Origin of the sequence: Streptomyces hazeniae, from assembly GCF_031845485.1 — a bacterium.
GTDB lineage: Bacteria > Actinomycetota > Actinomycetes > Streptomycetales > Streptomycetaceae > Streptomyces > Streptomyces hazeniae.
In genome coordinates this window covers 49,521-74,542 of sequence record NZ_JAVREQ010000008.1, presented here as the reverse complement: position 1 = coordinate 74,542, position 25,022 = coordinate 49,521, and the positions used below count along the sequence as shown (strand labels likewise).

Here is a 25,022-nt window from a genome sequence, read left to right as displayed (position 1 = left end):
CCGAGTCGCACGGGCCGCCGCAGCGGCCCGGTGCACGCTCAGTCCACCACCGGCAGCAGCTCCGGGAGGTGTCCGTCGGCCTCGCGCGCGGCGCGCAGGCGTTCCTCCGGCACCTCCCCGTACAGCGTGGTGCGCGGGCGGGCGGGACGCCCGGCGGCCTCCGCGATCGCCTCCAGGTCCCGCACCGAGCGGTACGAGCCGTAGGACGACCCGGCCATCCGCGAGATGGTCTCCTCCATCAGCGTGCCGCCGAGGTCGTTCGCCCCGGACCGCAGCATCTCGGCGGCGCCCTCGGTGCCGAGCTTGACCCAGCTGGTCTGGATGTTCGGGATGTGCGGGTGGAGCAGCAGGCGGGCCATGGCGGTGACGGCCCGGTTGTCGCGCCGGGTGGGGCCGGGCCGGGCGATCCCGGCCAGGTACACCGGCGCGTTGGTGTGGATGAACGGCAGCGTCACGAACTCGGTGAACCCGCCGGTGCGTTCCTGCGTGCGGGCCAGCAGACGCAGGTGGCCCAGCCAGTGGCGGGGCTGGTCGACGTGGCCGTACATCATGGTGGAGGAGGAGCGCAGGCCCACCTCGTGGGCGGTCCCGATCACCTCCAGCCAGGTCGCGGTCGGCAGCTTGCCCTTGGTGAGAATCCAGCGGACCTCGTCGTCGAGGATCTCCGCGGCCGTTCCCGGGATCGAGCCCAGACCGGCCTCCTTGGCGGCGGTGAGCCAGTCGCGGATCGACATCCCGGTACGCGTGGCGCCGTTGACCACCTCCATCGGGGAGAAGGCGTGCACGTGCATGCCGGGGACGCGTTCCCGGACCGCCCTCGCGATGTCGAAGTAGGCCGTCCCCGGCAGGTCCGGGTGGATGCCGCCCTGCATGCACACCTCGACCGCGCCCACGTCCCACGCCTGCGCGGCCCGGTCGGCGACCTGGTCGAGGGAGAGGGTGTACGCGTCGGCGTCGGTGCGGCGTTGCGCGAAGGCGCAGAAGCGGCAGCCGGTGTAGCAGACGTTGGTGAAGTTGATGTTGCGGGTGACGACGTAGGTGACGTCGTCACCGACGACGTCCCGCCGCAGCGCGTCCGCGATGCCGCACAGCGCGTCCAGGGCGGGCCCGTCGGCGTGCAGCAGGGCCAGGGCCTCGTCGTCGGTGAGCCGGGTGGGGTCGTCCGCGGCGGTGGCGAGCGCCGCGCGCACGTCGCCGTCGATCCGCTCCGGCGCCATCCCGGGGGCGGCGCGCTCCCGCAGGTCGGCCCAGTCGCCGTACACCTCGTCGAAGTCGTCGCGCCGGTCCGCGGTACGGCCGTCGGTGTCGATGGTGCGGTGCAGGTCGGTACGGCCGCGCGCGGCGAACACGTCCTCCGGTTCCTGCCACGGCCGTCCCTCGACGACGGCGTCCTCGCGGGCGAGCCCGGTCTCCGGGTCGAGCAGCGCCTCGACGTGCGGCAGCAGCCGCGGGTCCAGCCAGGGCTCGCCGCGCCGGACGAACTCCGGGTACACGGCGAGTCGTTCGCGCAGCTCGAAGCCGGACGCGCGGGCGTGCTCGGCCAGCCGCTCGATCTCCGGCCAGGGGCGTTCGGGGTTGACGTGGTCGATGGTCAGCGGCGAGACGCCGCCCCAGTCGTCGATGCCCGCGTCCACGACCCGCCCGTACTCGCCGTCCACCAGGTTCGGCGGCGCCTGGAGGCGCGCGCCGGGGCCGAGGATCAGCCGGGCGACAGCGATGGTGGCGATCAGGTCGTCGAGTTCCGCGTCCGGCATGCCGCGCATCGCGGTGTCCGGCTTGGCACGGAAGTTCTGCACGATGACTTCCTGGATGCCGTGGTAGGCCCGCTGCACGCGGCGCAGCGCGAACAGGGCGTCGGCCCGCTCCTCGTGCGTCTCGCCGATGCCCAGCAGGATGCCGGTGGTGAACGGCACGTTGGAGCGGCCGGCGTCCTCCAGGACGCGCAGCCGCACCGCCGGTTCCTTGTCCGGGGAGCCGTGGTGCGGGCCGCCGGGCTCGCTCCACAGGCGTTCGGCGGTGGTCTCCAGCATCATGCCCATGGACGGCGCGACGGGCTTGAGCCGCTGGAAGTCCGTCCAGCTCAGCACCCCGGGGTTGAGGTGCGGCAGCAGGCCGGTCTCCTCCAGGACGCGGACGGCCATCGCGCGCACGTAGGAGAGGGTGTCGTCGTAGCCCTCCGCCTCCAGCCACTCGCGGGCCTCCGGCCACCGGTCCTCGGGCCGGTCCCCGAGGGTGAACAGCGCCTCCTTGCAGCCCATCGCGGCGCCCTTGCGGGCGATGTCCAGCACCTCGTCCGGGGACAGGAACATGCCGTGGCCCGCACGGCGCAGCTTCCCCGGCACGGTGACGAAGGTGCAGTAGTGGCACCGGTCGCGGCACAGCCGGGTGAGCGGGATGAAGACGCTCTGCGAGTACGTCAGCACGCCCGGCCGCCCGGCGGCCTCCAGGCCGGCGTCGCGCACCCGGCGGGCGGCGGCCGTCAGCCCGGCCAGGTCCTCGCCGCGCGCCTGGAGCAGCACGGCCGCCTCGGCGACGTCGAGCGCCACGCCGTCCCGTGCGCGGCGCAACGCGCGGCGCATGGCGTTGGCGGTCGGCGGCGTCGCGGCGGTGGCCGGCGAGGTGGCGGGCGGCGGGGTGACTCCGTCCGTGGCTCCGGTGGTCATGCCCCGACCTTACGCACAGGTCGGTGCCATCCGCGCTGAGGCGTCGCACACACCCCGTCGCCCCTCGGTTACGGTGGAGGCGTCGTCGTGGGGCGCGGTGACGTCAAGCGCCCCTGCGCTCCGGGGGATTCATGCGTTTCGCCACTCTGGTACTGCTGCTCGGCGCCTTCCTGGTGCCGGCACCCGCCGCCCACGCGGCGGCGCCCGCCACCGCACACGGCAGCGTCTCCGCGCAGGGCCCCGCGACTGCGCCGGGCACCGCCGCCACCCGTCAGGACACCGGCGTGCGGGCGGCCGCGTCGGGCGGCCGTTCGCGCGGCGGATACCGCGGCACCGGCGGCACCGGCAGCGACTACAGCGACGGCGGGAGAATGGCGGCCTGGGAGATCTGGCTCTCGGTCGGCATCCTGTGTGCTCTCGTGGTGTGGTGGGTGGTGTCCGTCCGGCGACGGAAGAACCGAGGGCGCGGCTCCGACTGAGCCGGCCCCGCACCCCCTACCCGGCTACTTCGGGGACGGGCTCGTACGGCCGCCGCCGGAGCGTCGGGAGCCGCCGCGGGGTCGGCGGCCGCGGCGGGACGCACCGGAACGGCGTCCGGGCCGGTCGCCGGCGGCCTGCTGCGGGCGGGCCTTCGCGGGTGCGGCCGGGGCCGTGGCGGTGACGACGACGGCGACGCCGGAGGGCGTACGGGCACCGGTGAGCCGTGCGAGCTCTTCCTCCCCGGGCCGGGCGGTGAGGCGTCCCGCCGTGACCCGGGCGACGGACAGCAGCCGGTTCATCTCCCGTCGCTGATGCGGCAGGACGAGGGTGACGACGCTGCCGGACTCCCCCGCCCTGGCGGTGCGTCCGCCGCGATGGAGGTAGTCCTTGTGGTCGTTCGGCGGATCGATGTTCACCACGAGGTCGAGGCCGTCGATGTGAATGCCGCGGGCTGCGACGTTGGTGGCCACCAGCGCAGTGACCCGGCCGGTCCGGAACGCCTCCAGCACCCGGTTGCGCTGGGACTGCGACTTGCCTCCGTGCAGGGCACCCGCCAGGACGCCTCCGGCCAGGAGGCGTTTGGTCGTCCGGTCGGCGGCCCGTTTGGTGTCGGTGAACATCAGCACCCGGCCGTCGCGGGAGGCGATGTGCAGCACCACGTCGTTCTTGTGCTCGTCGGCGACGTGCAGCACGTGGTGCTCCATCGTGGTGACGGCCCCCGCCGAGGGGTCGACCGAGTGCACGACCGGGTCGGTCAGGAACCGCTCGACGAGCCGGTCCACGTTGCGGTCGAGGGTGGCGGAGAACAGCATCCGCTGGCCGTCGGCGGGCACCTGCCGCAGCAGGGCGGTGACCTGCGGAAGAAAGCCCATGTCGGCCATCTGGTCGGCCTCGTCCAGCACACTCACGCGCACCTGGTCCAGCCGGCAGTCGCCGCGCTCGATGAGGTCCTTGAGCCGGCCGGGGGTGGCCACGACGACCTCCGCCCCGCTGCGCAGCGCGTTGCTCTGCCGGTTGACGGACGCGCCGCCGACGACCGTGGCCAGCCGCAGCCGCAGCGGACGCGCGTACGGCAGGAGGGCGTCGGTGACCTGCTGGGCGAGCTCCCGGGTCGGCACGAGGACGAGCGCCAGGGGCCGGTGCGCTTCCGCCCTCCGGCCGTTGATACGGGAGAGGAGAGCGAGGCCGAAGGCGAGGGTCTTGCCCGAGCCGGTACGGCCGCGCCCGAGGACGTCCTGGCCGTCGAGCGAACTCGGCAGCGTGGCTCCCTGGATCGGGAACGGCACGGTCACGCCCTCACGGGCGAGGGCGTCGAGCAGCGCGGTGGGCAGGGGCAGCTCGGCGAAGGAACGTACCGGCGGGGGCGCGGGAGCGGTGGGCCGCTTGCGCCGGGCGTCGCGGGCACGGCTGGGGGTGGTGGTGCGGTTCATGCAGAACCTCCTCGGGACGGCACGTGTCGAGGAGGTTCCGGCAGGCGTGAGGCGCGCTGCGGGAGACCACAGGAACGAACCGTGGAACGGCGGCCGACCGGGGTGTCCGGCAGCCGGGCACGCGGGCGGGCCGGGCGGGGGGCCGGTGGGCGGCGCCGGACGCAGGAGCCCGGTCGGAAGGGACGGGACCGGGCCCGTGGGGAGAGGGCTGTGGGGAGCCACCGGACGACTCCGCAGCACGTGGACAACGGTGTGGGCCCGCACCTGGGTACGGGCCCACACCGTGCGGCGTCACGCCGCGGGACGTCGTCAGGCGACGGTGATGTTCTCGGCCTGCGGGCCCTTGGGGCCCTGCGTGACGTCGAAGTTCACCTTCTGGCCTTCGGTCAGCTCGCGGAAGCCCTGCGCGTTGATCGCGGAGTAGTGGGCGAAGACGTCGGCGCCGCCGCCGTCCTGCGCGATGAAGCCGAAGCCCTTTTCGGCGTTGAACCACTTCACGGTACCGGTAGCCATAACTGATCTCCTTTGGACAGTGGATCCGCGACCTGCGGACCCGCATGTCGTAGCGGTGATCGCCCCGCCGGAGAATGAACACCGGAAAAACAGAAAGTGCGCCTGACGGACCGGATCCAGCAGGCGCACACAAAAGTACATGGGAACCACAACTGCAACGAAACGACCGTACCACGCCGACTGCCCGTGTCCGGATCTCGCCGTCCGGCGTCTCCGGAGTGTTCGCCGCCCTGCCGGGAGGTCTTTCCCTTCCGGCCGTCCGCCCGTACAACGGTGACGCCCGACACTCGAAGGCCTGGGAGGACGCATGGAACGGCGTGACGTACTGAGGATGTCGGCGGCCGCGGGAGCCGCCGGGATGCTTACGCTCGACTCCGTGACCTTCGCGCACGCGGCCGGCGCCGCGGACGGCCCGCCGGGAGACGGCCCGCCGGGAGACGGCGAGGAGACCCGGACGGTGCGCGGCCATCTGCCCACAGGAGCACCGGACTGGGTGTACCTGCCGGTGGAAGTGCCGCGCGGGGTGCGGGAGATCGCCGTCTCCTACTCCTACGACAAGCCGGACGTGCCGCCGGGGACGCCCGGCAACGCGCTGGACATCGGCATCTTCGACGAGCGCGGCACCCGGCTCGGCGGGCGGGGCTTCCGCGGCTGGTCGGGCGGGGCCCGGACGGAGTTCGCGATCAGCGCGGAACGGGCGACGCCCGGCTACCTGCCCGGCCCGGTGCGGCGCGGGACGTGGCACGTCGCCCTCGGCCCGTACACGGTCGCGCCGCAGGGCCTGGACTACGAGGTGACGCTCACCCTGCGGTACGGCCCGGAGGGCACGACGCCCGAGCCGGTGTACCCCCCGGAGCGGGGACGCGGGCGCGGGCGCGCCTGGTACCGGGGCGACTGCCACCTGCACACCGTGCACTCCGACGGTCGCTACACCCCCGCCGACGTGGCCGCGGCGGCACGGCGGGCGGGCCTGGACTTCCTCACCACCACCGAGCACAACACGCCCTCCGCCCACGGCGCGTGGGAGGGGCTGTGGGGCCCGCACCCGGACGGCGAGCTGCTGGTGCTGTGCGGCGAGGAGATCACCACCCGCAACGGCCACTTCCTCGCCCTCGGCACCGACCCGGGGACGCATCTGGACTGGCGGTACCGGGCCCGCGACGACGCGTACGAGCGGTTCGCGCGGCGCATCCACCGCGCGGGCGGCCTCGTCGTGCCCGCGCACCCGCACTGCCCCTTCGTGGGCTGCCAGTGGAAGTTCGGCTTGGAGGACGCCGACGCGGTCGAGGTGTGGAACGGCCCCTGGACGGTGGACGACGAGGTGTCGCTGGCCGCGTGGGACAACACGCTCGTCGACGGCGGCCCGGACGGATGGCTTCCCGCGATGGGGAACAGCGACGCGCACCGGGAGGGCCAGGAGGTCGGCCTGCCCCAGACCGTGGTGCTCGCCGACGACCTGTCACGGCAGGCGCTGCTGGAGGGCATCCGGGCCGGGCGCAGCTACGTCGCCGAGTCCTCGGCGGTGTCGGTCGCGCTGTCGGCGACCGGGCCGCGCGGCGAACACGCCGGGATCGGCGGGCGTTTGCGGGTGGCCGGCGAGGCGGCGGTGACCGTGCGGCTGGAGGTCTCCGGGGCTCCGCTGGACGCGGCGGTGCGGCTGATGACGGACCAGGGACAGCTGCACGCCGCGGCGGTGCCGGCGTCCGGGGTGGTGACGTGGCGGACGACGGCGTCCCTCGCCACCTATGTGCGCGCCGAGGTGCGGCGCCCCGCGCCGGAGGGTTCACCCGTGCCGGGCCCGATGGTCGCCCTGACCAACCCCCTCTGGCTCGACCCGCGTTGAGCGGGGGCCCGCGTACCGTGAGGCGCATGGTCGCATGTCAGCTCGCCCGCGCGTTCGTCGACGCCGACGGCGCACACGGGAATCCCGCACTGGTCGTCGTCGAGCCGGAGCACCGGCGGGCGAGCGAGCCGGAGCGGCAGGCGCTGGCCGACGCACTCGGCATCCCGGCGGTCGTGTTCGTCGCGGACGAGCAGGGCAGGGTGCACATCCACGGCTCGTACGGCACGCCCATCCGGTTCGGCGGGCATCCGTTGCTGGCGACCACCGAGGTGCTGCACCGGCTCGGCAGGCCGGTGGAGAAGTTGACCCCCGCGGCCGGCACGGTGGCCTGTCGGCGGGACGACGGCGGGACGGTGTGGCTCACCGCCCCGGCCGCGTGGTCGAAGCCCTGGCGCCACTACGAGATGGGGAGCGCCCGGGAGATCGAGGCGCTGACGGGGCTCCCCGCGGGTGAGGATTTCACCCAGGTCTGGGCCTGGCTCGACGAGCCCGCCGGCCGGGTGCGCGCGCGTCTGTGGGCGCCGCGCATCGGCAAGGGCGAGGACGAGGCCTGCGGCAGCGCGTCGATGCTGCTCACGCTGAAGCTGGACCGCGATCTCGAAGTCGTCCACGGCCGCCACGGCGCCGTCATCCGGACCCGGCGGGCCGGGGACGGGCTCGTCGAACTCGGCGGGCGCTGCGTGCTCGACGAGCCGGGCGCGGGGGTGCGGGAGAAGGTCGAGGCGCTGTACGCGTCCGCGCCCTGACGCGCGCGACGACGCCCGGGCGCGACGGCGCCCGGCTGCCCGGCGGGGGGAGCCGTACGGCCCCGGCCGGAGGGGTGGCCGAGGCCGTACGGGGAAGGCCGCGGGTGGTCAGTCCGCGGCGCGGTACCAGGCGGCGGTGTCGCGCGGGACGCGCGCACCGTCCAGCGGCGTGGAGGTCAGCAGCAGGCGCGCACCGGCCGGCAGGACACAGCCCTCGGCGGTCAGGTTGACCACGCACCGCAGCCCGTCGCCGCGTTCCAGGTGCAGGGCGCCGTCGGGTGCGTCGAGCCAGGTGAGGCCGCTGCCGGCGAAGCCGGGCTCGGCGCGGCGCAGCCGCAGCGCCTCGCGGTAGAGCTCCAGCATCGAGGCCGGTTCCCCGGTCTCCGCCGCGGCCGTGTACGACTTCCACTCGGCGGGCTGCGGCAGCCACGGCACGGCGTCCTCGCCGCCGTTGCCGAAGGGCGGCGAGACGCCCGACCACGGCAGCGGAACGCGGCAGCCGTCACGGCCGCGCACGGTGTGGCCGGACCGCTCCCACGTGGGGTCCTGGAGCAGTTCGCCGGGGATGTCCTCGACCTCCCAGAGCCCCAGCTCCTCCCCCTGGTAGACGTACGCGCCGCCGGGCAGCGCGAGCATCAGCAGGGCGGCCGCGCGGGCGCGGCGGGTGCCGAGCTCCAGGTCCGTGGGGGGCGCGTCGCCGGGCACGTTGGGCAGCTCGGCGGTCTCCTCCCGCCCGTACCGGGTGACGTGCCGGACCACGTCGTGGTTGGACAGCACCCAGGTCGCCGGTGCCCCCACCGTCGCGTGCGAGGCGATGCTGCGGTCGATGATCGTCCGCAGCTCCTCCGGGTCCCACGGAGCCTTCAGGTAGTCGAAGTTGAAGGCGGTGTGCAACTCGTCGGGGCGCAGGTAGAGCGGCAGCCGGTCGTGGCGTGCGTGCGCCTCGGCGACGAACGCCCGGTCGCCGTCGTAGGAGTCGGCGATCTCCCGCCAGGTGCGGTAGATGTCGTGCACCGGGTCCAGGTCCCAGAAGGGGTGGCCCTCGTACCGGTCCATCGGGGCAAAGACGGCGTCGTCGTCGATGCCGATGTCCGGCAGGTCCGGGTGCTTGGCGAGGCCGTGCGCGACGTCGATGCGGAAGCCGTCGACGCCCCGGTCGAACCAGAAGCGCAGGATGTCCTCGAACTCGGCGCGCACCTGGGGGTTGTCCCAGTTGAGGTCGGGCTGCTTGGGGTCGAAGAGGTGCAGGTACCACTGGCCCGGTGTGCCGTCGGGCTCGGTGAGGCGGGTCCAGGCCCGGCCGCCGAAGACGCTGCGCCAGTCGTTGGGCGGCTGCGAGCCGTCCGGTCCCCTGCCGTCGCGCAGGAGGTACCGCTCGCGCGCGGCGGACCCGGGTGCGGCGGCCCGCGCCTCGGCGAACCAGGGGTGCTCGTCGGAGGTGTGGTTCGGGACGATGTCGAGGATGATGCGCAGGCCGAGTGCGTGGGCCTCGGCGATCATCTCCTCGGCCTCGGCGAGGGTGCCGAACGACGGGTCGATGCCGCGGTAGTCGGCGACGTCGTAGCCGCCGTCGGCCATCGGCGAGGGGTACCACGGGTTGATCCACAGGGCGTCGACGCCCAGGTCACGCAGGTAGGGCAGGCGCGCGCGGAGACCGGCGAGGTCACCGATGCCGTCGCCGTTCCCGTCGGCGAAGCTGCGGATGTACACCTGGTAGATGACGGCCGTGCGCCACCACGGCGTGTCGGTGGTCTCCGGTGGGGTGGTGCTGTGCACGAATACTCCGTTTCGACAGCGTGTCGTACAGGGGGTCGTGGGGGGTCGGGGTGTCGTGGCGGACAGAGGTGTCGCGGTGGGACGTCTCCGGGCGGGACGCGTCGGGCTCGGACGGGTCGGGGCGGGCAGGGTCGGGGTCACTTCTCCGCGCCGGCGGTGAGACCGGCGACGATGCGGCGCTGGAAGATCACCACCATGATCACCAGCGGGATGGTCACGAGCACACCCGCCGCCATCTGGCTGCCGAACGGCGTCTCGAACTCCGTCGCCCCGGTGAACTTGGAGATGGCCACGGTGGCGGTCTGCAGCTCCGCCTTGTTCGTCATCGACAGCGCGATCAGGAACTCGTTCCACGCCGCGATGAAGGTGATGATCGCCGTGGTGAAGACGCCCGGCGCGGCGAGCGGCAGCATGATCTTGCGGAACGCCTGCCCGCGGGTGCAGCCGTCGATCATCGCGGCCTGCTCCAGGTCGTCCGGGAGCTGCCGGAAGAAGACCGTCAGGTTCCACACGGCGAGGGGCAGCGCGAACGACATGCTGGGCAGGATCATCGCCTGGTAGGTGTTGATCCAGCCGATGTCGGTGAACAGCCGCAGCAGCGGCACGACGATGGAGACGACGGGGAACATCGACATCGCGATGATGGTGCTGAGGATCGTCTTCTTGAAGCGGAACCTCAGCCGGGCCACCGCGTAGGCGGTGAAGATCGCCAGGACCAGCGCGCACACCGTGGTGGTGCCCGCGACGACGAGGCTGTTCACCAGCGCGCGGGCGAAGCCCTGGTCCGGGCCGAACACCGCGCCGTAGTTCTCGAAGGACAGCGGCGACGGCAGCGCCGACATCTCGAAGATGTCGGAGGTGCGCCGCAGGCTGGAGACGACCATCCAGTAGAACGGCGCCAGGCAGTACACGATGACGGCGCCGACGCCCAGGGTCAGCAGCACCTTGCGGGCGAGCTGTCCCTTCGGCCCGGACGGCCGCGGCCCGGACGGCCGGGAGGCGGACGGCCGACCGGACGGCCGGGAGCCGGCCGCCGCGGGGTCGGACGGTCCGGTGGGCCGGTGACCGGCCGCGGGGTTCGCTGCGGTGCTCATGCGCCCACCGCCTCCTTCCGGCGGGACGGCGCGCCGGTACGGCCGCGTCCCGCGAGTGACTTCAGCAGTCCCCGGCGGCGCCCGCCGCCGCTCCCGGTGTCGTCCTCGCCGCCGACCAGGTCCGCACCGAGCAGCCGGATGAAGGCCAGCGCGATGAGGAAGACGTACACGAAGAGCAGCACCGCGTACGCCGACGCGGGACCGAAGTTGACGTTCGACGCCTCCGCCTGCGCGAGCATGGAGAGGGTCTCGACGGAGTCCTTCTGCGCGCCGATCAGGATGTACGGGAGGTCGAACATCCGCAGCGCGTCCAGGGTGCGGAACAGCACCGCGACCAGCAGGGCGGGCTTCACCAGCGGCAGCGTGATGTGCCAGAAGCGGCCCACCGCGCCGGCGCCGTCCACCCGGGCGGCCTCGTAGACCTCCCGGGGGATGAGCTGGAGGCCGGCCAGGGTGAGCAGTCCGACGAACGGTGCGGTCTTCCACACCTCGGCGATGATGACGGCGAACTGCGCCTGCACGCCGTCCGCCGTCCACAGCGTGGTCCCGGGCAGCATCGCGTTGGCGACGCCGTCGGTGTTGAAGACCCAGCGCCACAGCAGGGCGCTGACGGCCGTGGGGATGGCCCAGGGGATGAGGATGCTCGCCCGGATGAGCGCGCGTCCCTTCAGGGCCTGATGCATGATCAACGCCATGCCGACGCCGATGACGGTCTCCAGCGCCACCGTGGTGACGGTGAAGTAGCTGGTGTTCCAGAAGGCGTTCCAGAACTCGTCCGCCCGGCTGCCCAGGATCGCGGCGTAGTTGTCCAGTCCGACGAACGGCTCCGTCTCGTTGACGAACCCGGTCTCCGGGTCGATCCCCTTCTCCCCGAAGAGGGAGGTGTGGATCGCCATGATCGTCGGATAGAGGATGACGACGCCGAGCACGAGCAGGGTCGGGGAGATGAGCAGCGTGGCCAGTCGCCCCGCCCCGGCGGTGGCGCGTTTGGTGCGCCTGCCGGGGCCCTTCTTCGGCGTGGTGGTGCGCGGGGTGCGGACGCTGTCGTCGTCCGGCCCTCGCGTCGTGGTGTCGAGCATGGTGTTCCTCCGTGGCGTCAGCGGCCCTGCCGCGGTCACGTGACGTGCCGGGTCAGCGGGCGCTGGTGAGCTTGCCGAGCTCCTTCTGGAGGGCCGCCAGGGCCTCGCCGGTGCTCTTCTTGCCGGTGAGGGCGGCGTACGCCTGCTCCTGCATGGCGAGGGTGGCCTCGCCGTAGTTCACGACGCGCGGGCGCGGTTCGGCGTTGAGGATGGACTCCTTCAGCTCCGGCAGGTACGGGGACTGCTCGATCATGGCCTTCTCGTCGTACAGGTCGGCGTACGGCGGGGCGATGGAGGCGATGTCCAGGCGCTTCTTGGCGCTGGAGTGGCTGGTGAAGTACTTGATGAAGTCGACGGCCGTCGCCTTGTTCTTGGCGTGCGAGGACAGCGCCAGGTTGTGGCCGCCGAGGCTGGAGGTGCCGGGGCCGTCGAGGCCGGGGAGCGGGGCCACGTCGAACTTGCCGGCCACCTTGCTGGAGCCGTCGTCGGCGGAGGCGAGGTTGTGGATGTAGGGCCAGTTGCGGTGGAAGATCAGGTCACCGCCCTGGAACGCCCGGCGGCCGTCCTCCTCCTGGAAGGTGATGGCCTTCTTCGGGACGGTGCCCTCCTTGAAGGACTCCACGAGGAAGTCGAGCCCCTTCGCCGCCTCCGGGCTGTCGACCTTGGGCTTGCCGGCGTCGGTGACGATCTCGCCGCCCGCGGAGTTGACGGCCTCGGAGAAGTTGACGGTGAGGCCCTCGTACTTCTCGAACTGGCCCGCGTAGCAGCTCATCCCCTTGGCCTCGGGCAGCTTCTTGATCTCCGCGCAGTCCTTCTTCATCTGCGCCCAGGTGCTCGGCGGCTCCTCGATGCCGGCCTTCTCCAACAGGTCCGTGCGGTAGTAGAGCAGGCCGCCGTCGGACGCCATGGGCATGGAGTACAGCTTGTCGCGGTACTTGCCCGTCTCCACGACCGGGTCGAGCATCTTGTCGGTCGGGAAGTCGTCGGCCGGCAGTTCGTCGATCCAGCGGTTCGCCGCGAACTCGGCGTTCCACACCACGTCCACGGAGAGCACGGAGTAGGCGTCGGACTCGGTCTCGGCGTTCTGGATCATCTGCTGCCGCTGCGCGTCGGCGTCCGTGGGCAGCTCGACGAAGGTGACCTTCTCGTCCGGGTGCTTCTTGTTCCAGACGTCCAGCATGTCCTGCACGTAGCCGCTGGTGTCCTTGCCGGCGACGTAGGTGATGGGGCCGCGTCCGGAGTACTCACCGGACGAGGAGGACGCGTCGTCGCTCTCGCCGGAACCGCAGCCCGCCATGGTGAGCGCGGTGACTGCGGCGCATGTGGCGGCCGCGGCCTTCCGTACGGTCCTGCGTGGGCGCTGAGAGGGCAGCATGGTGTCACGCCTTTCTGTGATATGTCCGCGCTGCGGGTGCAGCGGATCGCGACGGCTCCGGCCGGGGGTGCGGAGCGCCGGGGTGGTGCGATGGGGAGATGTGGGTCGTGCAGGCGGCGGGCGGGCCGGTGCCCGCCCGGGTCAGGGGACGGGGGAGCGGGCTCCGCGGGCGCCGGTTCCGTTGTCGGTGGCGGCGCCGGGTGACGGCGGGACGCCGGGAGCCGCGTCGCGCCGCGCGACTCCGGTCGTGCCCCGGACGACGAGCCGGGTCGGGAGCACCGTGTCCGACGGCTCCTCGTGCGAGCCCGCGAGCGCCTTGAGCACCAGGCGGGCGAGTAAGGCACCCTGCTCCACCACCGGTTGGGCGATGGTCGTCAGGTCCATCAGGTGGGCGGTCTCGTGGTCGTCGAAGCCGATGACGGAGACGTCCTCCGGGCAGCGCAGCCGCATCCGGCGCAGCGTGCGCAGCGCGCCGAACGCCATCTCGTCGGATTCGGCGAAGACCGCGGTCGGGGGCTCGGGCAGGGTGAGCAGCTGCGCCATGGCCGCGGCGCCCTCCTCGATGCCGAAGTGCCCCATCGCCTCCAGCCTGGGGTCGTACCGGATGCCCGCCGCCTCCAGCGCCGTGCGGTAGGCGTCGCGGCGCAGTATCGGCGTGGCGAACCGCCGCGGGTCGTGCGCGGCACCGGTGATCAGCCCGATGCGCCGGTGCCCGAGGTTGACCAGGTGCCGTACGGCCGTCGCCGCCGCCACCGAGTTGTCGATGCGCACGTTCCAGAACGGCGGGGTGGGCTCGCCCAGCACGGCGACCGGCACCGCCAGCGAGGAGAGCGCGCGGGTCTCGTCCTCGGACAGCGGCAGGGTCAGCACGATCAGCGCATCGACCCGCCGGCGCACCGGCATCCTCTCGAAGAACCGCTCGTGCACCCGGGTGTCGCCCAGGTTGTAGAGCAGCAGGTCCATGTCGTTGGCGCGCAGCACCGAGTCGATGCCGGACACCACCTGGCCGAAGAACCAGCGGTTGACGAAGGGCAGGACGACGCCGACCGCGCCGGTGCGTCCGGAGCTGAGCTGGGACGCGATGGGCGAGACGGTGTACGACAGCTCTTCCGCCGCCTGCTGGACGCGGGCCCGGGCGCTCTCGGAGACGTTCGGCAGCCCGCGCAGCGCCCGTGACACCGTCGCCGTCGACAGTCCCGCACGGCGGGCGACGTCGATGATGGTCGCGGCCATCACGCCTCCGAACAGTCTCGTCCCGCAGGGTCGGCCCCCTGCGAGTGGACTCGAACATAGGGCGGCTGAAAACCCGTTGCAATGCCTTGAACGGACTCTCTTCCTTCCCGGGCCCGGCAGAGCGAAGAAGTGTTCCATCATGAGGTTTTCGTACCGTTATGGCGGCGACTGCAACGGACTGTAAACGTGTACATCCCCGTGGCGACTTCACAGCCTGAAGGGACGTTGCGCCCCACGGTTCGACCGAAAGCCGCTGGCCCGCCGCGAGCGCGGCTGGAACCCTCGGGGGATGACGCGCACCTTCGACGACCTGGTGGCCGAGGCCGCAGCCGCACCCGTCGCGGGCTGGGACTTCTCCTGGCTCGACGGCCGGGCGACCGAGCAGCGCCCCTCCTGGGGCTACCAGCGCATGATGGGTGACCGGATGGCCCGCGCCTCCGCCGCGCTGGACGTCCAGACCGGCGGTGGCGAGGTACTCGCCGGCGTGACGCGGCTGCCCGTGCCGACGGTGGCGACCGAGTCCTGGCCGCCGAACGTCGCGAAGGCCACACGCCTGCTGCATCCGCGCGGGGTGACCGTGGTCGCCGACGCGGACGAGCCGCCCCTGCCCTTCGCCGACGAGGCGTTCGACCTGGTCGTCAGCCGGCACCCGGTGACCACCTGGTGGGAGGAGATCGCCCGCGTACTGCGCCCCGGCGGCACGTACTTCTCCCAACAGGTCGGCCCGGCGAGCGTGTTCGAGGTGACCGAGCACTTCCTCGGACCGCAGCCCGCCGGGACGCGGAGCCGGCGGCATCCGGACGTCGCCCGCGCCGCGGCGGAGGCCGCCGGCCTGACCGTCACCGACCTGCGGTCGGAGTCGCTGCACACCGCGTTCCACGACGTGGGTGCGGTGGTGTGGTTCCTGCGCAAGGTGATCTGGATCGTGCCCGGCTTCACCGTCGAGCGGTACCGGGAGGAACTGCGCGCGCTGCACGAACGCATCGAGGCCGACGGTCCGTTCGTCGCCACCACCACCCGCTTCCTGATCGAGGCCCGCAAGCGTGCCGCGCCGTGAGCGCCGTGACAGCCGTGACAGCCGGGCCCGGCGGTGGCGACGCGCGCGCACGCGGCTGGTACTGAGCTGACGGGAAGGCATGGGACAAGGCACACTGGCCGGTTGGGAAGCCAGCCGAGGGCGAGGGACGGCAGGGGGCAGCATGGGTGCCGAGGGCCACAGCACACGGGAACCCGGGCAGCGCGACAGACTGCGCTTCACCGTGCTCGGCCCGGTGCTCGCCTGGCGGGGAGAGGACCAGCTGCCGACCGGCTCGCCCCAGCAGAAGGCGCTGCTGGCCGCCCTGTTGCTGCACGCGGGTCGTACGGCCACCGCCGAGCGCCTCATCGACGGCCTGTGGGGCGAGGACCCGCCCGACCAGGCGAAGGCCGCCGTGCGCACGTACGCGTCCCGGCTGCGGAAGGCCCTCGGGCCGGACGCGGAGCACCTGGTGAGCGAATCGGGCGGGTACGCGCTGCGGGTGCGCGACGCGGACCTGCGCGTCGACCTCGACGTCGCCGCCGAGTACGCCGAGCAGGCGGAGAAGGCGGAGGCCGCCGGCGACCCCGCGCGCGCCCGGCAGCTGTACGACGCGGCGCTGCAGCAGTGGACCGGTGAGTCCCTGGCCCACGTGCCCGGCCCGTACGCGCAGACGCAGCGGGCCCGGCTGGAGGAGTGGCGGCTGACGCTGGCCGAACACGGCCTGGACCTGGACCTCCAGGTCGGCTGCCACGCCGACGCGGTCTCCGAACTGACCGCGCTCACCGCGGCCCACCCGCTGCGGGAGCGGCTGCGCGAACTGCTGATGCTCGCGCTCTACCGCAGCGGCCGGCAGGCCGAGGCGCTCGCGGTGTACGCCGACACCCGCCGCCTGCTGGCGGACGAACTCGGCGTGGACCCCCGCCCGGAGCTGTCCGAACTCCAGCGGCGCATTCTGGAGGCCGACGACGGCCTGCGGCTCCCCGGCGACGCCCCCGCGGCGACCTCCGGCGAGGAACCGGAGATCGCCCGCCCCGCGCAACTCCCGGCCACCGTGCCCGACTTCACCGGCCGGGCCGGCCTGGTCGCCGAGCTGGACGACGAACTGGCCACGGCCGAAGGCACAGTGATGGCCGTGTCGGCCGTCGCCGGCATCGGCGGCGTGGGCAAGACGACGCTCGCGGTGCATGTCGCCCACGCGGCACGGGAGCACTTCCCCGACGGCCAGCTCTACGTCGACCTCCAGGGCGCCGGACCGTCGGCGGCGGACCCGGAGGCCGTGCTCGGCGCGTTCCTGCGGGCCCTGGGCACACCGGATCCGGCCATTCCCGACGGCGTCGAGGAGCGTGCGGCGCTGTTCCGTTCACGGCTCGCCGGCCGGCGCGTGCTGACGCTGCTGGACAACGCCCGGGACGCCGCGCAGGTGCGCCCACTGCTGCCCGGCGCGGAGGGCTGCGCGGCACTCGTGACCAGCCGCACCCGCATGGTGGACCTGGCCGGCGCCCACCTGGTCGACCTGGACGTGATGAGCCCCGAGGAGGCGATGACCCTCTTCACCCGCATCGTCGGCGCGGAACGCGTGAACGCCGAACGGCAGGCGGCCATGGACGTGGTGGCGGCCTGCGGCTTCCTGCCGCTGGCCATCCGCATCGCCGCCGCACGGCTCGCGGCACGCCGCACCTGGACGGTCGACGTGCTCGCCTCGAAGCTCGCCGACGAACGGCGCCGGCTGGACGAACTCCAGGCAGGCGACCAGGCGGTGAAGGCGACCTTCGAACTCGGCTACAGCCAGCTCGACAAGGACCAGGCCCGCGCGTTCCGCCTGCTCGGCCTGGCCGACGGCCCGGACATCGCGCTGCACGCCGCGGCCGCGCTGCTGGACCGTGAACCGGCGGAGGCGGAGGACCTGCTGGAGTCGCTGGTCGACACCTCTCTGCTGGAGTCGGCCGCACCGGGCCGCTACCGCTTCCACGACCTGCTGCGCCTGTACGCCCGCCAGTGCGCCGAGCGGGACGAACAACCCCCCGCCGAACGGGACGCGGCGCTGAGCCGGCTCCTGGACTTCTACCTGGCCACCGCGGCCGGGGTGTACGCCCTCGACCAGCCCGGCGAACGGCTCGTCGACCACCTGGCGCCGACGGACCGCGACGGGCTCCGCTTCCCGGACCAGGCGACCGCGGTGGACTGGCTGTTCGCCGAGTCGGCCTGCTACCTGGCCTGCGCGCGGCAGCTCGCCTCCGGCGGGACGCTGGAGCGGGCCGTCGACCTGCTGATGGTCACCACGGCGCTCAGCGAGGCGGGGATGAACATCCGCGCCTACGAGGAGACCGCCCTCGCGCTGCGGGAGGCCGCCTGCCGGGCGGGTGCCGGGCGGACGGAGGCGCGGGCCCGTTCGGTGCTGACCGGCCTGTACCTGACCGTGGGACGGTTCGACGAGGCGGACGAGGAGGCCCGGGTCGCCGGAGTTCTGGGGCTGGCTGCACAGGACCCGATCGCCGAGGCGTACGCGCTCAACGACCGCGGCATCGTCGCCAACTGCCAGAACCGGTTCGCGGACGCCGAGGAGTTCCTCAGCCAGGCGCTGGACTGCTTCCGCGCCGACCGCAACGAGCCGTCCGTGGCCAGCGCGCTGTGCAACCTGGCGCGGGCCAGGCTGGGGCTGGGCCGGACCGAGAGCGCCGTGGAACTCAGCCGGCAGGCGGTCGACATCTACAGCAGCCTCGCCGTCACCACCCGGCTGGGCAACGGCCTCTACGCACTCGGCATGGCCCTCACCGCCGCCGGCCGGTACGACGACGCGAAGACCAGCCTGGACCGTTCCCTGGAGGTCTTCCGGCAGAGCCGCCAGCGGCTGTGGGAGGGCATGGCGCACTTCCGGCTCGCCGAACTGCACCTCGCCGACGGCGAGCACGCCGCCGGAGCGGAGCGGGCCGAGCAGGCCCTCGCCATCGTCCGCCACACCGGCGGCTCCTGGCGGCACGCGGACGCCCTGACGGTGCTCGGCCGCTGTCTCGACGCCATAGGGCACAACCGGCGCGCGCAGGCCTGCTGGGAGGAGGCGCTGGGCACCTACGAGGAGTCGGGGTCCGACGAGGCGGCCGAAGTACGGGCCCTGCTGGAGACGGCCGTCGCCGTCTGAGCGGTTCCCCACGCGCCTCCCACGCGCCCCGGAGCGGGCGGAGTCGCCGTCCGGCGCTCCGGCGCGCCCTTCGCCCCCCGCGTGACCAGCGCAAGGACGCCGACAAGCGGACGTTCATCATTCGTTTATCGCCGCCCGGCATCGTCTTTCCTGTCGGGGCGCCGCGACGGGGGACAGGCGGCCCGAGGGGGGAAGCGCTCGCCCCCGCATAGGGTGAGCGCTCCGCTGCACCCGCCCGGCGGCCGACGGGGGAGCCGCCGGGCGGGGTGCAGCACGGACCGCCAGCCCGAGGAGGGGACAGATGGCCACCAACGACACCGCGACCACGGAGCCGGTCGAGGAGACCGAGCTCACCACCATGAACCGGCACACACCCATCTCCCCGGTGGAACTGCGTCCGGACGCCGACGCGCCGCGGACGCCGGCCGACCCGCCGGAGCAGGCGGCCACCAGCGCGGCGAAGCCCGGGAAGCCGGGGACGCGTCCGCAGAAGAACCGTCACACCCCGGCCGAACCGGCCGACTGAGCCCACCGACCACGGGGGACGCACGGCGCCCGGCACCGGCGGCGAAGAGGGGGCCTCGCCGGTGCCGGGTCCGACGTGTGCGGAAGGGCCGATTCCCGCCCTTCGGCACGCGCCGGTCCGCCGGTCCCGGTCCGGTAGCCCTCTCGAGCACCTACCGTCGGGACCGGGAAGTCGGAAGTCCCGTCCCGTACAGAGGAGTTGTCGTGATACGCACCGGAAAACTGCTAGGGCCTGTGCGGCGGATCTTTGAGGGTCAGCCCGCGGCGTCGGATGCGGTGCATCGCAAGGCGGAGGATCGCAGCTCGTACTCGTCGTACTCGCGCGATGCGACAACGCAGCGAGGTGCCGTAGCCGTCGTCGCGGGCCCGAGAAGATCCGCCGGACAGGCCCTAACCGTGGGCGCCCTCGCCCTCGGCCTGGTCGCCGCCGCGACCGGCCCGGCGCTCGCCCAGCGTCACACCCCGGCACCGCCCTCCGGCCAGCAGGTCTCCGCGCCGACGGGCAGCAGCCCCACCGCGAACGAGCCGCAGGACAACCGCCACTCGCCCTGACACCGGCGGGCGGCCGAGGGTGCCGGGCGGGGTTCTGCGGCCCCCCGTCCGGCACCGGCCGCTCGGGTCGCCACCCCGTCCGCCCCCGTGCATCCCGTGCGCCTCGCCGCGTCACGCCCCGTCGCGGCCCCGCACGGCGTCCAGCGCCAGCACCGCGACGTGCAGGCTCAACGCCGACTCCGGTGCATCCAGGGGGACTTCGAGCACCCGCTCGACCGTGGCGAGCCGGCCGTAGAACGTCGGCCGGCTCAGGTGCAGCGCGTCCGCGGCCGCCGACTTGTTCCGGCCTTTCTCCAGATACGCGCGCAGCACGCCGAGCAGGTCGGTCCCGTGCGCGTCGTCGTACGCCAGCAGCGGCGCCAGCTCCCGTTCCACGAAGCCCTGTACGCGCGGGTCAGCGCGCAGCAGGTACAGCAGGCCGCGCACCCGCACGTCCGGCAGCCGGTGGTACGCCCTGCCGGGCGAGGAGCCCGCGGCCGCGTCCGCGACCTGCTCCGCCTCCGCGAACGCCCGCCGCACCTCGGTCACGTCCTCCATCGGCGTGCTGACGCCCAGCCGGCCCCGGCGCGGACGGGCGCAGCGCGCCAGCCGGTCGTGCACGGCCTCCGCGAGACGGGAGAGCACGGCGTGCGGGTCGTCCCCCCGCCCGAGGGTGAGCAGCAGCCCGACGCGGGCCCGGCTCAACGGCGCGACCAGCGCCCGCACCCCGGCGTCGCGGACGGCGCTGGTGACGGCCTCCGCGTCCTCCCGGTCCTGCGCCTGTTCCCGCACCGACGGCGTCTCCCCCGCCCGCAGGCTCCCCGGGCCGGCCTCCAACCGCACCACGACGGCGAGCAGTTCACGCCGGGCCGTCGGCACGCCCAGCGCGGCGGTCTGTGCGTGGACGTCCTCGGGCGGGGGGAGTTCACCGTGCAGCAGGTCCGCCAGCAGCGTGCGGTGTGCGTGCGACTCCAGGCTCTCCCGGTCGCGTTCGGCGAGCCGGTTCATGGCCAGCGCCGTCGCCGCACGCTCCAGGACGAGCAGCAGGTGATCGTCGGCGCGGGGGCGCTCACCGGCCAGGATCAGCCGCCCCCACACCTCGCCGCGGGCACCGACCGGGGTGACCAGCCAGCCCTCGGGCCCGGCCGTACCGGAACGTCCCCCGGCCACCGCCTCGCGGGAGCGGCGTTCCCAGTCCCGCAGCAGCGCGGCCCGCTCCCGGCCGGTCGTGTGATGCGCGAGCACCTGGTGCGAGAGGTTCTCCAGCACCACCGACATGCCGGTCAGCTCCGCGGTGTGCCGCAGCACGTCGGCCGTGCCGGCGCCCTCCACGCTGAGCGTGGTGAACAGGTTGTGGATGCGTTCGGACAACGCGAGCCGGGCGAACTGCTCCCCGGCGATCAGCTCCTGCGCGGCCTGTGTCACCTGCACGTACCGCACCTCGCGGCGCAGTACCACCAACGGCAGCCCGGCCCGTGCGGCGGCGTGCACCAGCGGCCGCGGAGCCTCCGCGAACCGCCGGCCCAGCTCCAGCACCAGCCCGCTCACCCCTGCGGCGGCCAGTTCGTCGACGTAGGCGCCGAGCCGTTCGGTCGCGTCCGGCAGCGCCACACCGGTGGTGAGCAGCAGTTCGCCGCCCTGCAGCAGCCCGGCGATCTCCGGCACCTCGCTGACGTGCACCCAGCGCACGGGCCGGTCCAGCAGGTCGTGCCCGGCCAGCACCTGCGGCGCGCCCTCGGCGACCGCGGGCAGCGCCAGCACGTCGGCGACGGACGTGGGCATGCCCTCACCTCCTCTCCCGGGCGCACGCGACGCCTCCGCCCCGCCGGGGGGACGGCCCGGTGGCGTCGGGCGCGGCACGTCCGGTGCGGCGCGTCCGGTGCGGCGCGTCGAGCCCGGCCCTTTTACACACTGTCGCAGAATTCCGGGAGGTGCCGACAGTCTGCTTGTTGCCGCCGACGGAAGCGGCACGCAGGCTGTGAACGGCGGAACACCGACCGCAGCGCGACCGAACCGAACCGCACCGAGCCACCGGAGGCTGTCGTATGAGCAGGACCGTCACGCACTGGATCGGCGGCAGGCCCTGGCAGGGCGGCCCCGCCGACCGGCAGGGCGAGGTGTACGACCCGGCCACCGGGCGGCTGTCCGCGCGGGTGGACTTCGCCGGCCCGGCGGAGGTCGACGCGGCCGTCGGCGCCGCCAAGGAAGCCTTCCGGACCTGGCGGCACGCCCCGCTGTCGCAGCGGACCTCCGTGCTCTTCGCGTTCCGCGACCTGGTCGACTCGCACCGCAAGGAAATCGCGGCGATGATCACGTCCGAGCACGGCAAGGTGGCCTCCGACGCGGCCGGGGAGGTGCAGCGCGGCCTGGAGGTCGTCGAGTTCGCCTGCGGCATCCCGCACCTGCTCAAGGGCAGCTACTCGGAGAACGTGTCCAGCGCGGTGGACAGCTACTCGCTGCGCCAGCCGCTCGGCGTCGTCGCGGGCATCACGCCGTTCAACTTCCCGGCCATGGTGCCGATGTGGATGTTCCCGCTGGCCATCGCGTGCGGCAACACCTTCGTGCTCAAGCCCAGCGAGAAGGACCCCTCGGCGGCGAACGTGCTCGCCGAACTGTGGGAGCAGGCCGGGCTGCCGGACGGCGTGTTCAACGTGCTGCACGGCGACAAGCCGGCGGTGGACGGGCTGCTCACCCACCCCGACGTGGCCGCGGTCAGCTTCGTCGGCTCCACGCCCATCGCGAAGTACGTGCACCGCACGGCCGCCGAGCACGGCAAGCGGGTGCAGGCGCTGGGCGGCGCCAAGAACCACATGGTGGTGCTGCCGGACGCCGACCTGGACGCCGCCGCCGACGCCGCGGTCAACGCGGGCTTCGGCTCCGCCGGGGAGCGGTGCATGGCGATCTCCGCGGTGGTCGCCGCCGAGCCCGTCGCCGACGACCTGGTGGCCCGCATCCGCGACCGCATCGCCGGGCTGAACGTCGGCCCCGGCACGACTCCCGACTCCCAGATGGGCCCGCTCATCACCCGCGCCCACCGGGACAAGGTCGCCGGGCACATCGAGGACGGCGTCACGGCGGGCGCCGAACTCGTCACCGACGGGCGGCGGCTGAACGTGGAGGGCGAGCCGGACGGCTTCTGGCTGGGGCCCACGCTCTTCGACCGCGTCACCCCGGACATGAGCGTCTACACCGAGGAGATCTTCGGGCCGGTGCTGTCGGTGCTGCGCGTCGACTCCTTCGACGAGGCCGTCGAGCTGATCAACGCCAACCCCTACGGCAACGGCACGGCCGTCTTCACCGGCGACGGGCGGGCGGCCCGGCGCTTCCAGAACGAGGTGGAGGTCGGCATGGTCGGCATCAACGTGCCGATCCCCGTACCGATGGCCTACTACTCCTTCGGCGGCTGGAAGGACTCCCTCTTCGGCGACAGCCACGTGCACGGCACGGAGGGGGTGCACTTCTACACCCGCGGCAAGGTCGTCACCTCCCGCTGGCACGAGGGGTCGCACGGCGGCATCGACCTGGGCTTCCCCACCGCCTGACGCGGGCCTCCCGCACCCCCGCCGTCCCTCCGCCGTCCCCCCTCGCCGCCTGCGGTGGCGAGGGGGTACCGCCCGGCGTAGCGTCGAATGCGGACCACGCGTGAGCGCGCGTGTGCACGCGCGCGGCGCACCCGCAGCACCCGCACGGGAAGCGAGGCGGCGCGATGATCAGGAATGCGATCGGTTCACTGATCGCCCTCGTGGGAGCGGCCGTGGCCGTATGGAGCGTCTTCCTCCCGTGGTACGGCGGCCGCGAAGGGCAGGACTTCGCCCTCCGCGACCTCTTCACCCCGGGCGGCCTCACGGAAGCGTCGCCCGCGTTGTTCGCCGGGCTCTTCCTGCCGATGGCCGTGGCGGCCCTGCTCACGGTCATCGGCGTACTCCTGCGCTCCCGCCTGCTGGTGGCGCTCGCCGGGCTGGTCGTCCTCGGATTCGCGATCCTGTGGATGATCCGCCAGGGCGTGGCGCAGGGCAGCCTCACGGTCGGTGGCTCGGGCGGCCTCGACTGGGGCCTGGCCCTCGCCTTCGCCGGCGCCCTGATCCTGCTGTTCGGCGCGCTGTTCATGGCCGGACGGCGCGGTGCGGGCGGCCGGGGCCGCCACCGCGGCGCCCCGGACACCCGCCTGCGCCGCCGCAGCCCGGCGGCCGCCGGGGCCGCGGGAGTCGGCACGGCCGGCCTCGCCGCGTCCACGGCCCACGACGAGGGCCGGCGCGCCGCACCCGCCGGGGCCGGCACCACGGCCGCGACACAGCCCGCCGCCGAAACCCGCACACCCGAACCCACCCGCGCCACCAGCACAGACAGCACCCCGGGCAGGGCAGGCCCCGCCGCAGCAGGAGCCGCAGCCGGCGCCACAGCAGGAGCCGCCGGCATGGCCGCCGCCCGACACGACACCCCCGAGACCGAACGGGAGACCCCCGCGACACCGGCCCCCGCCCCCGCCGACGCCCGCGCCGGAACGCCGGACGCAGCAACGGCACCGGGCGGTGACCGCACCACGGCCGCGACACAGCCCGCCGCCGAAACCCGCACACCCGAACCCACCCGCGAACCCACCGGCGCCACCAGCACAGACAGCACCCCGGGCCGGGCAGGCCCCGCCGCAGCAGGAGCCGCAGCCGGCGCCACAGCAGGAGCCGCCGGCATGGCCGCCGCCCGACACGACACCCCCGAGACCGAACGGGAAGCCACCGCCCCCCGGGCGGAGGAAGAGGCCCCTCCGGGAGCGACCGCACCCGGCATGCCCGCACGGGCCGACGCGCTCGACGCCCGGGGCACCTCCGGTCCCGCTCCCGGCGGGACGGGCGGCATGGCCGCCGCGCAGCAGGAGGAGGCCGACATCAGCGGGGACGAGACCGGGCCGGAGCAACCCTCCGAGGTACGGGGCGAGGTCGACACCGCTCGTCAGGACGGCCGGACGATGGCAGGCGGCGCGGCGTGGTCCGACGCGGCGCGCCGGTCCGAGGAATCCGGCGAGACCACGGAGGGTCCGCAGGAGCGCACCCGCCCGATGCCGCACACCGCTGGGACGGCCGCCGCGCCCTCGGCGAGCGCGGAACCCGGCACGGAACCCGGCGCCGAGGGGCCGGCGACCGATCAGCCCGTCGCCGGGACACCCGCGCGGAGCGAGGGCGCGGGGATGGGTACCTTCCCCCGCGACGAACGGGCGGACTGGAGCGGTACGGGTACCGGCCCCCGCTCCCCCGGCCCCAGGACGGCCGCCGGCCCCGGCCCCGCCCCGGCGGAGCCGGCCCCGCCCCGCTCCGAGTCCCGGCCGCTGGCCGGGGCGGGCGCGGGCGGCCCGACGCGCAGCGGCGACCTGCGCGCGGAGAAGGGGCCGGACGCGATGCGTCCGGAGGAGGCCCGCAAGGGCACCGCCCCGGAGGCGGAGCGCGCACGCGGGGAGCAGGGCAAGGAACACGGCAAGGAACCGTTCCCGCAGCGGTTGCTGCACCGGCTGCAGAACGCCGGGCACCGCGGTCATCACGGCCCGCGCGGCGGCGGCGACCACCGCGACGTGGCCTGACCGGGCGCCCG

18 protein-coding genes are annotated in these 25,022 nt (G+C 73.8%); 9 read left to right on the top strand and 9 right to left on the bottom strand.

Going from position 1 to position 25,022, the window contains the following annotated elements; genetic code table 11:
- Window positions 1-38: 38 nt before the first annotated feature.
- Window positions 39-2,663: a bifunctional FO biosynthesis protein CofGH gene (locus RM572_RS11295; protein WP_311673145.1), complete on the bottom strand. Its 2,625-nt coding sequence runs from the start codon at window positions 2,661-2,663 to the stop codon at window positions 39-41.
- A gap of 131 nt (window positions 2,664-2,794) precedes the next feature.
- Between RM572_RS11295 and RM572_RS11290 the strand changes: the two genes are divergently transcribed.
- Window positions 2,795-3,142: a hypothetical protein gene (locus RM572_RS11290; RefSeq protein ID WP_311673144.1), complete on the top strand. Its 348-nt coding sequence runs from the start codon at window positions 2,795-2,797 to the stop codon at window positions 3,140-3,142.
- Window positions 3,143-3,166: 24 nt separating this feature from the next.
- On the opposite strand, the gene RM572_RS11285 is transcribed toward RM572_RS11290, so the two are convergent.
- Together RM572_RS11285 and RM572_RS11280 are read right to left on the bottom strand one after the other, a co-directional pair.
- Window positions 3,167-4,573: a DEAD/DEAH box helicase gene (locus RM572_RS11285; protein WP_311673142.1), complete on the bottom strand. Its 1,407-nt coding sequence runs from the start codon at window positions 4,571-4,573 to the stop codon at window positions 3,167-3,169.
- A gap of 309 nt (window positions 4,574-4,882) precedes the next feature.
- Window positions 4,883-5,086, bottom strand: a complete 204-nt coding sequence (locus RM572_RS11280; protein WP_027765800.1) for a cold-shock protein — start codon at window positions 5,084-5,086, stop codon at window positions 4,883-4,885.
- A 307-nt stretch (window positions 5,087-5,393) separates the two neighbouring features.
- On the opposite strand from RM572_RS11280, the gene RM572_RS11275 reads away from it, so the two are divergent.
- Both RM572_RS11275 and RM572_RS11270 read left to right on the top strand, forming a co-directional pair.
- A complete protein-coding gene (locus tag RM572_RS11275) occupies window positions 5,394-6,929 on the top strand; it encodes a CehA/McbA family metallohydrolase (protein ID WP_311673141.1) in 1,536 nt (511 codons plus the stop codon).
- A 26-nt stretch (window positions 6,930-6,955) separates the two neighbouring features.
- Window positions 6,956-7,675, top strand: coding sequence for a PhzF family phenazine biosynthesis protein (locus tag RM572_RS11270; protein ID WP_311673140.1), 720 nt, complete (start codon window positions 6,956-6,958; stop codon window positions 7,673-7,675).
- Between the two features lie 108 nt (window positions 7,676-7,783).
- On the opposite strand, the gene RM572_RS11265 is transcribed toward RM572_RS11270, so the two are convergent.
- From RM572_RS11265 to RM572_RS11245, 5 genes are all read right to left on the bottom strand, one after another.
- Window positions 7,784-9,451, bottom strand: coding sequence for a glycoside hydrolase family 13 protein (locus tag RM572_RS11265; protein ID WP_311673139.1), 1,668 nt, complete (start codon window positions 9,449-9,451; stop codon window positions 7,784-7,786).
- A 137-nt stretch (window positions 9,452-9,588) separates the two neighbouring features.
- On the bottom strand, window positions 9,589-10,545 hold the full coding sequence (locus tag RM572_RS11260) for a carbohydrate ABC transporter permease (protein ID WP_311673138.1): 957 nt from the start codon (window positions 10,543-10,545) through the stop codon (window positions 9,589-9,591).
- Complete coding sequence (locus tag RM572_RS11255; protein ID WP_311673137.1) at window positions 10,542-11,624, bottom strand: carbohydrate ABC transporter permease; 1,083 nt, start codon at window positions 11,622-11,624, stop codon at window positions 10,542-10,544. The genes RM572_RS11260 and RM572_RS11255 overlap by 4 nt, the downstream gene beginning before the upstream one ends.
- Window positions 11,625-11,676: 52 nt before the next feature.
- The gene (locus RM572_RS11250) at window positions 11,677-12,999 is read right to left on the bottom strand and encodes an ABC transporter substrate-binding protein (RefSeq protein WP_311673136.1); all 1,323 of its coding nucleotides are present in this window, start codon (window positions 12,997-12,999) and stop codon (window positions 11,677-11,679) included.
- A 141-nt stretch (window positions 13,000-13,140) separates the two neighbouring features.
- Entirely contained in the window at window positions 13,141-14,232 is a 1,092-nt protein-coding gene (locus RM572_RS11245; protein ID WP_311673135.1) for a LacI family DNA-binding transcriptional regulator, read from the bottom strand.
- A 289-nt stretch (window positions 14,233-14,521) separates the two neighbouring features.
- Between RM572_RS11245 and RM572_RS11240 the strand changes: the two genes are divergently transcribed.
- From RM572_RS11240 to RM572_RS11225, 4 genes are all read left to right on the top strand, one after another.
- Entirely contained in the window at window positions 14,522-15,289 is a 768-nt protein-coding gene (locus RM572_RS11240) for a class I SAM-dependent methyltransferase (RefSeq protein ID WP_311673134.1), read from the top strand.
- Between the two features lie 142 nt (window positions 15,290-15,431).
- Entirely contained in the window at window positions 15,432-18,386 is a 2,955-nt protein-coding gene (locus RM572_RS11235; protein WP_311673133.1) for an AfsR/SARP family transcriptional regulator, read from the top strand.
- 301 nt (window positions 18,387-18,687) lie between these two features.
- Window positions 18,688-18,912, top strand: coding sequence for a hypothetical protein (locus tag RM572_RS11230; protein ID WP_311673132.1), 225 nt, complete (start codon window positions 18,688-18,690; stop codon window positions 18,910-18,912).
- A gap of 395 nt (window positions 18,913-19,307) precedes the next feature.
- Complete coding sequence (locus RM572_RS11225; protein WP_311673131.1) at window positions 19,308-19,463, top strand: hypothetical protein; 156 nt, start codon at window positions 19,308-19,310, stop codon at window positions 19,461-19,463.
- A 111-nt stretch (window positions 19,464-19,574) separates the two neighbouring features.
- Here RM572_RS11225 and RM572_RS11220 read toward each other — a convergent pair whose 3' ends face one another.
- Window positions 19,575-21,224, bottom strand: coding sequence for a PucR family transcriptional regulator (locus RM572_RS11220; RefSeq protein WP_311673130.1), 1,650 nt, complete (start codon window positions 21,222-21,224; stop codon window positions 19,575-19,577).
- Window positions 21,225-21,487: 263 nt separating this feature from the next.
- On the opposite strand from RM572_RS11220, the gene RM572_RS11215 reads away from it, so the two are divergent.
- Together RM572_RS11215 and RM572_RS11210 are read left to right on the top strand one after the other, a co-directional pair.
- Window positions 21,488-22,984 (top strand): CoA-acylating methylmalonate-semialdehyde dehydrogenase, encoded by a 1,497-nt coding sequence (locus tag RM572_RS11215; RefSeq protein WP_311673129.1) that lies wholly within the window; start codon window positions 21,488-21,490, stop codon window positions 22,982-22,984.
- A gap of 164 nt (window positions 22,985-23,148) precedes the next feature.
- Window positions 23,149-25,011, top strand: coding sequence for a hypothetical protein (locus tag RM572_RS11210; protein WP_311673128.1), 1,863 nt, complete (start codon window positions 23,149-23,151; stop codon window positions 25,009-25,011).
- Window positions 25,012-25,022 lie beyond the last annotated feature (11 nt).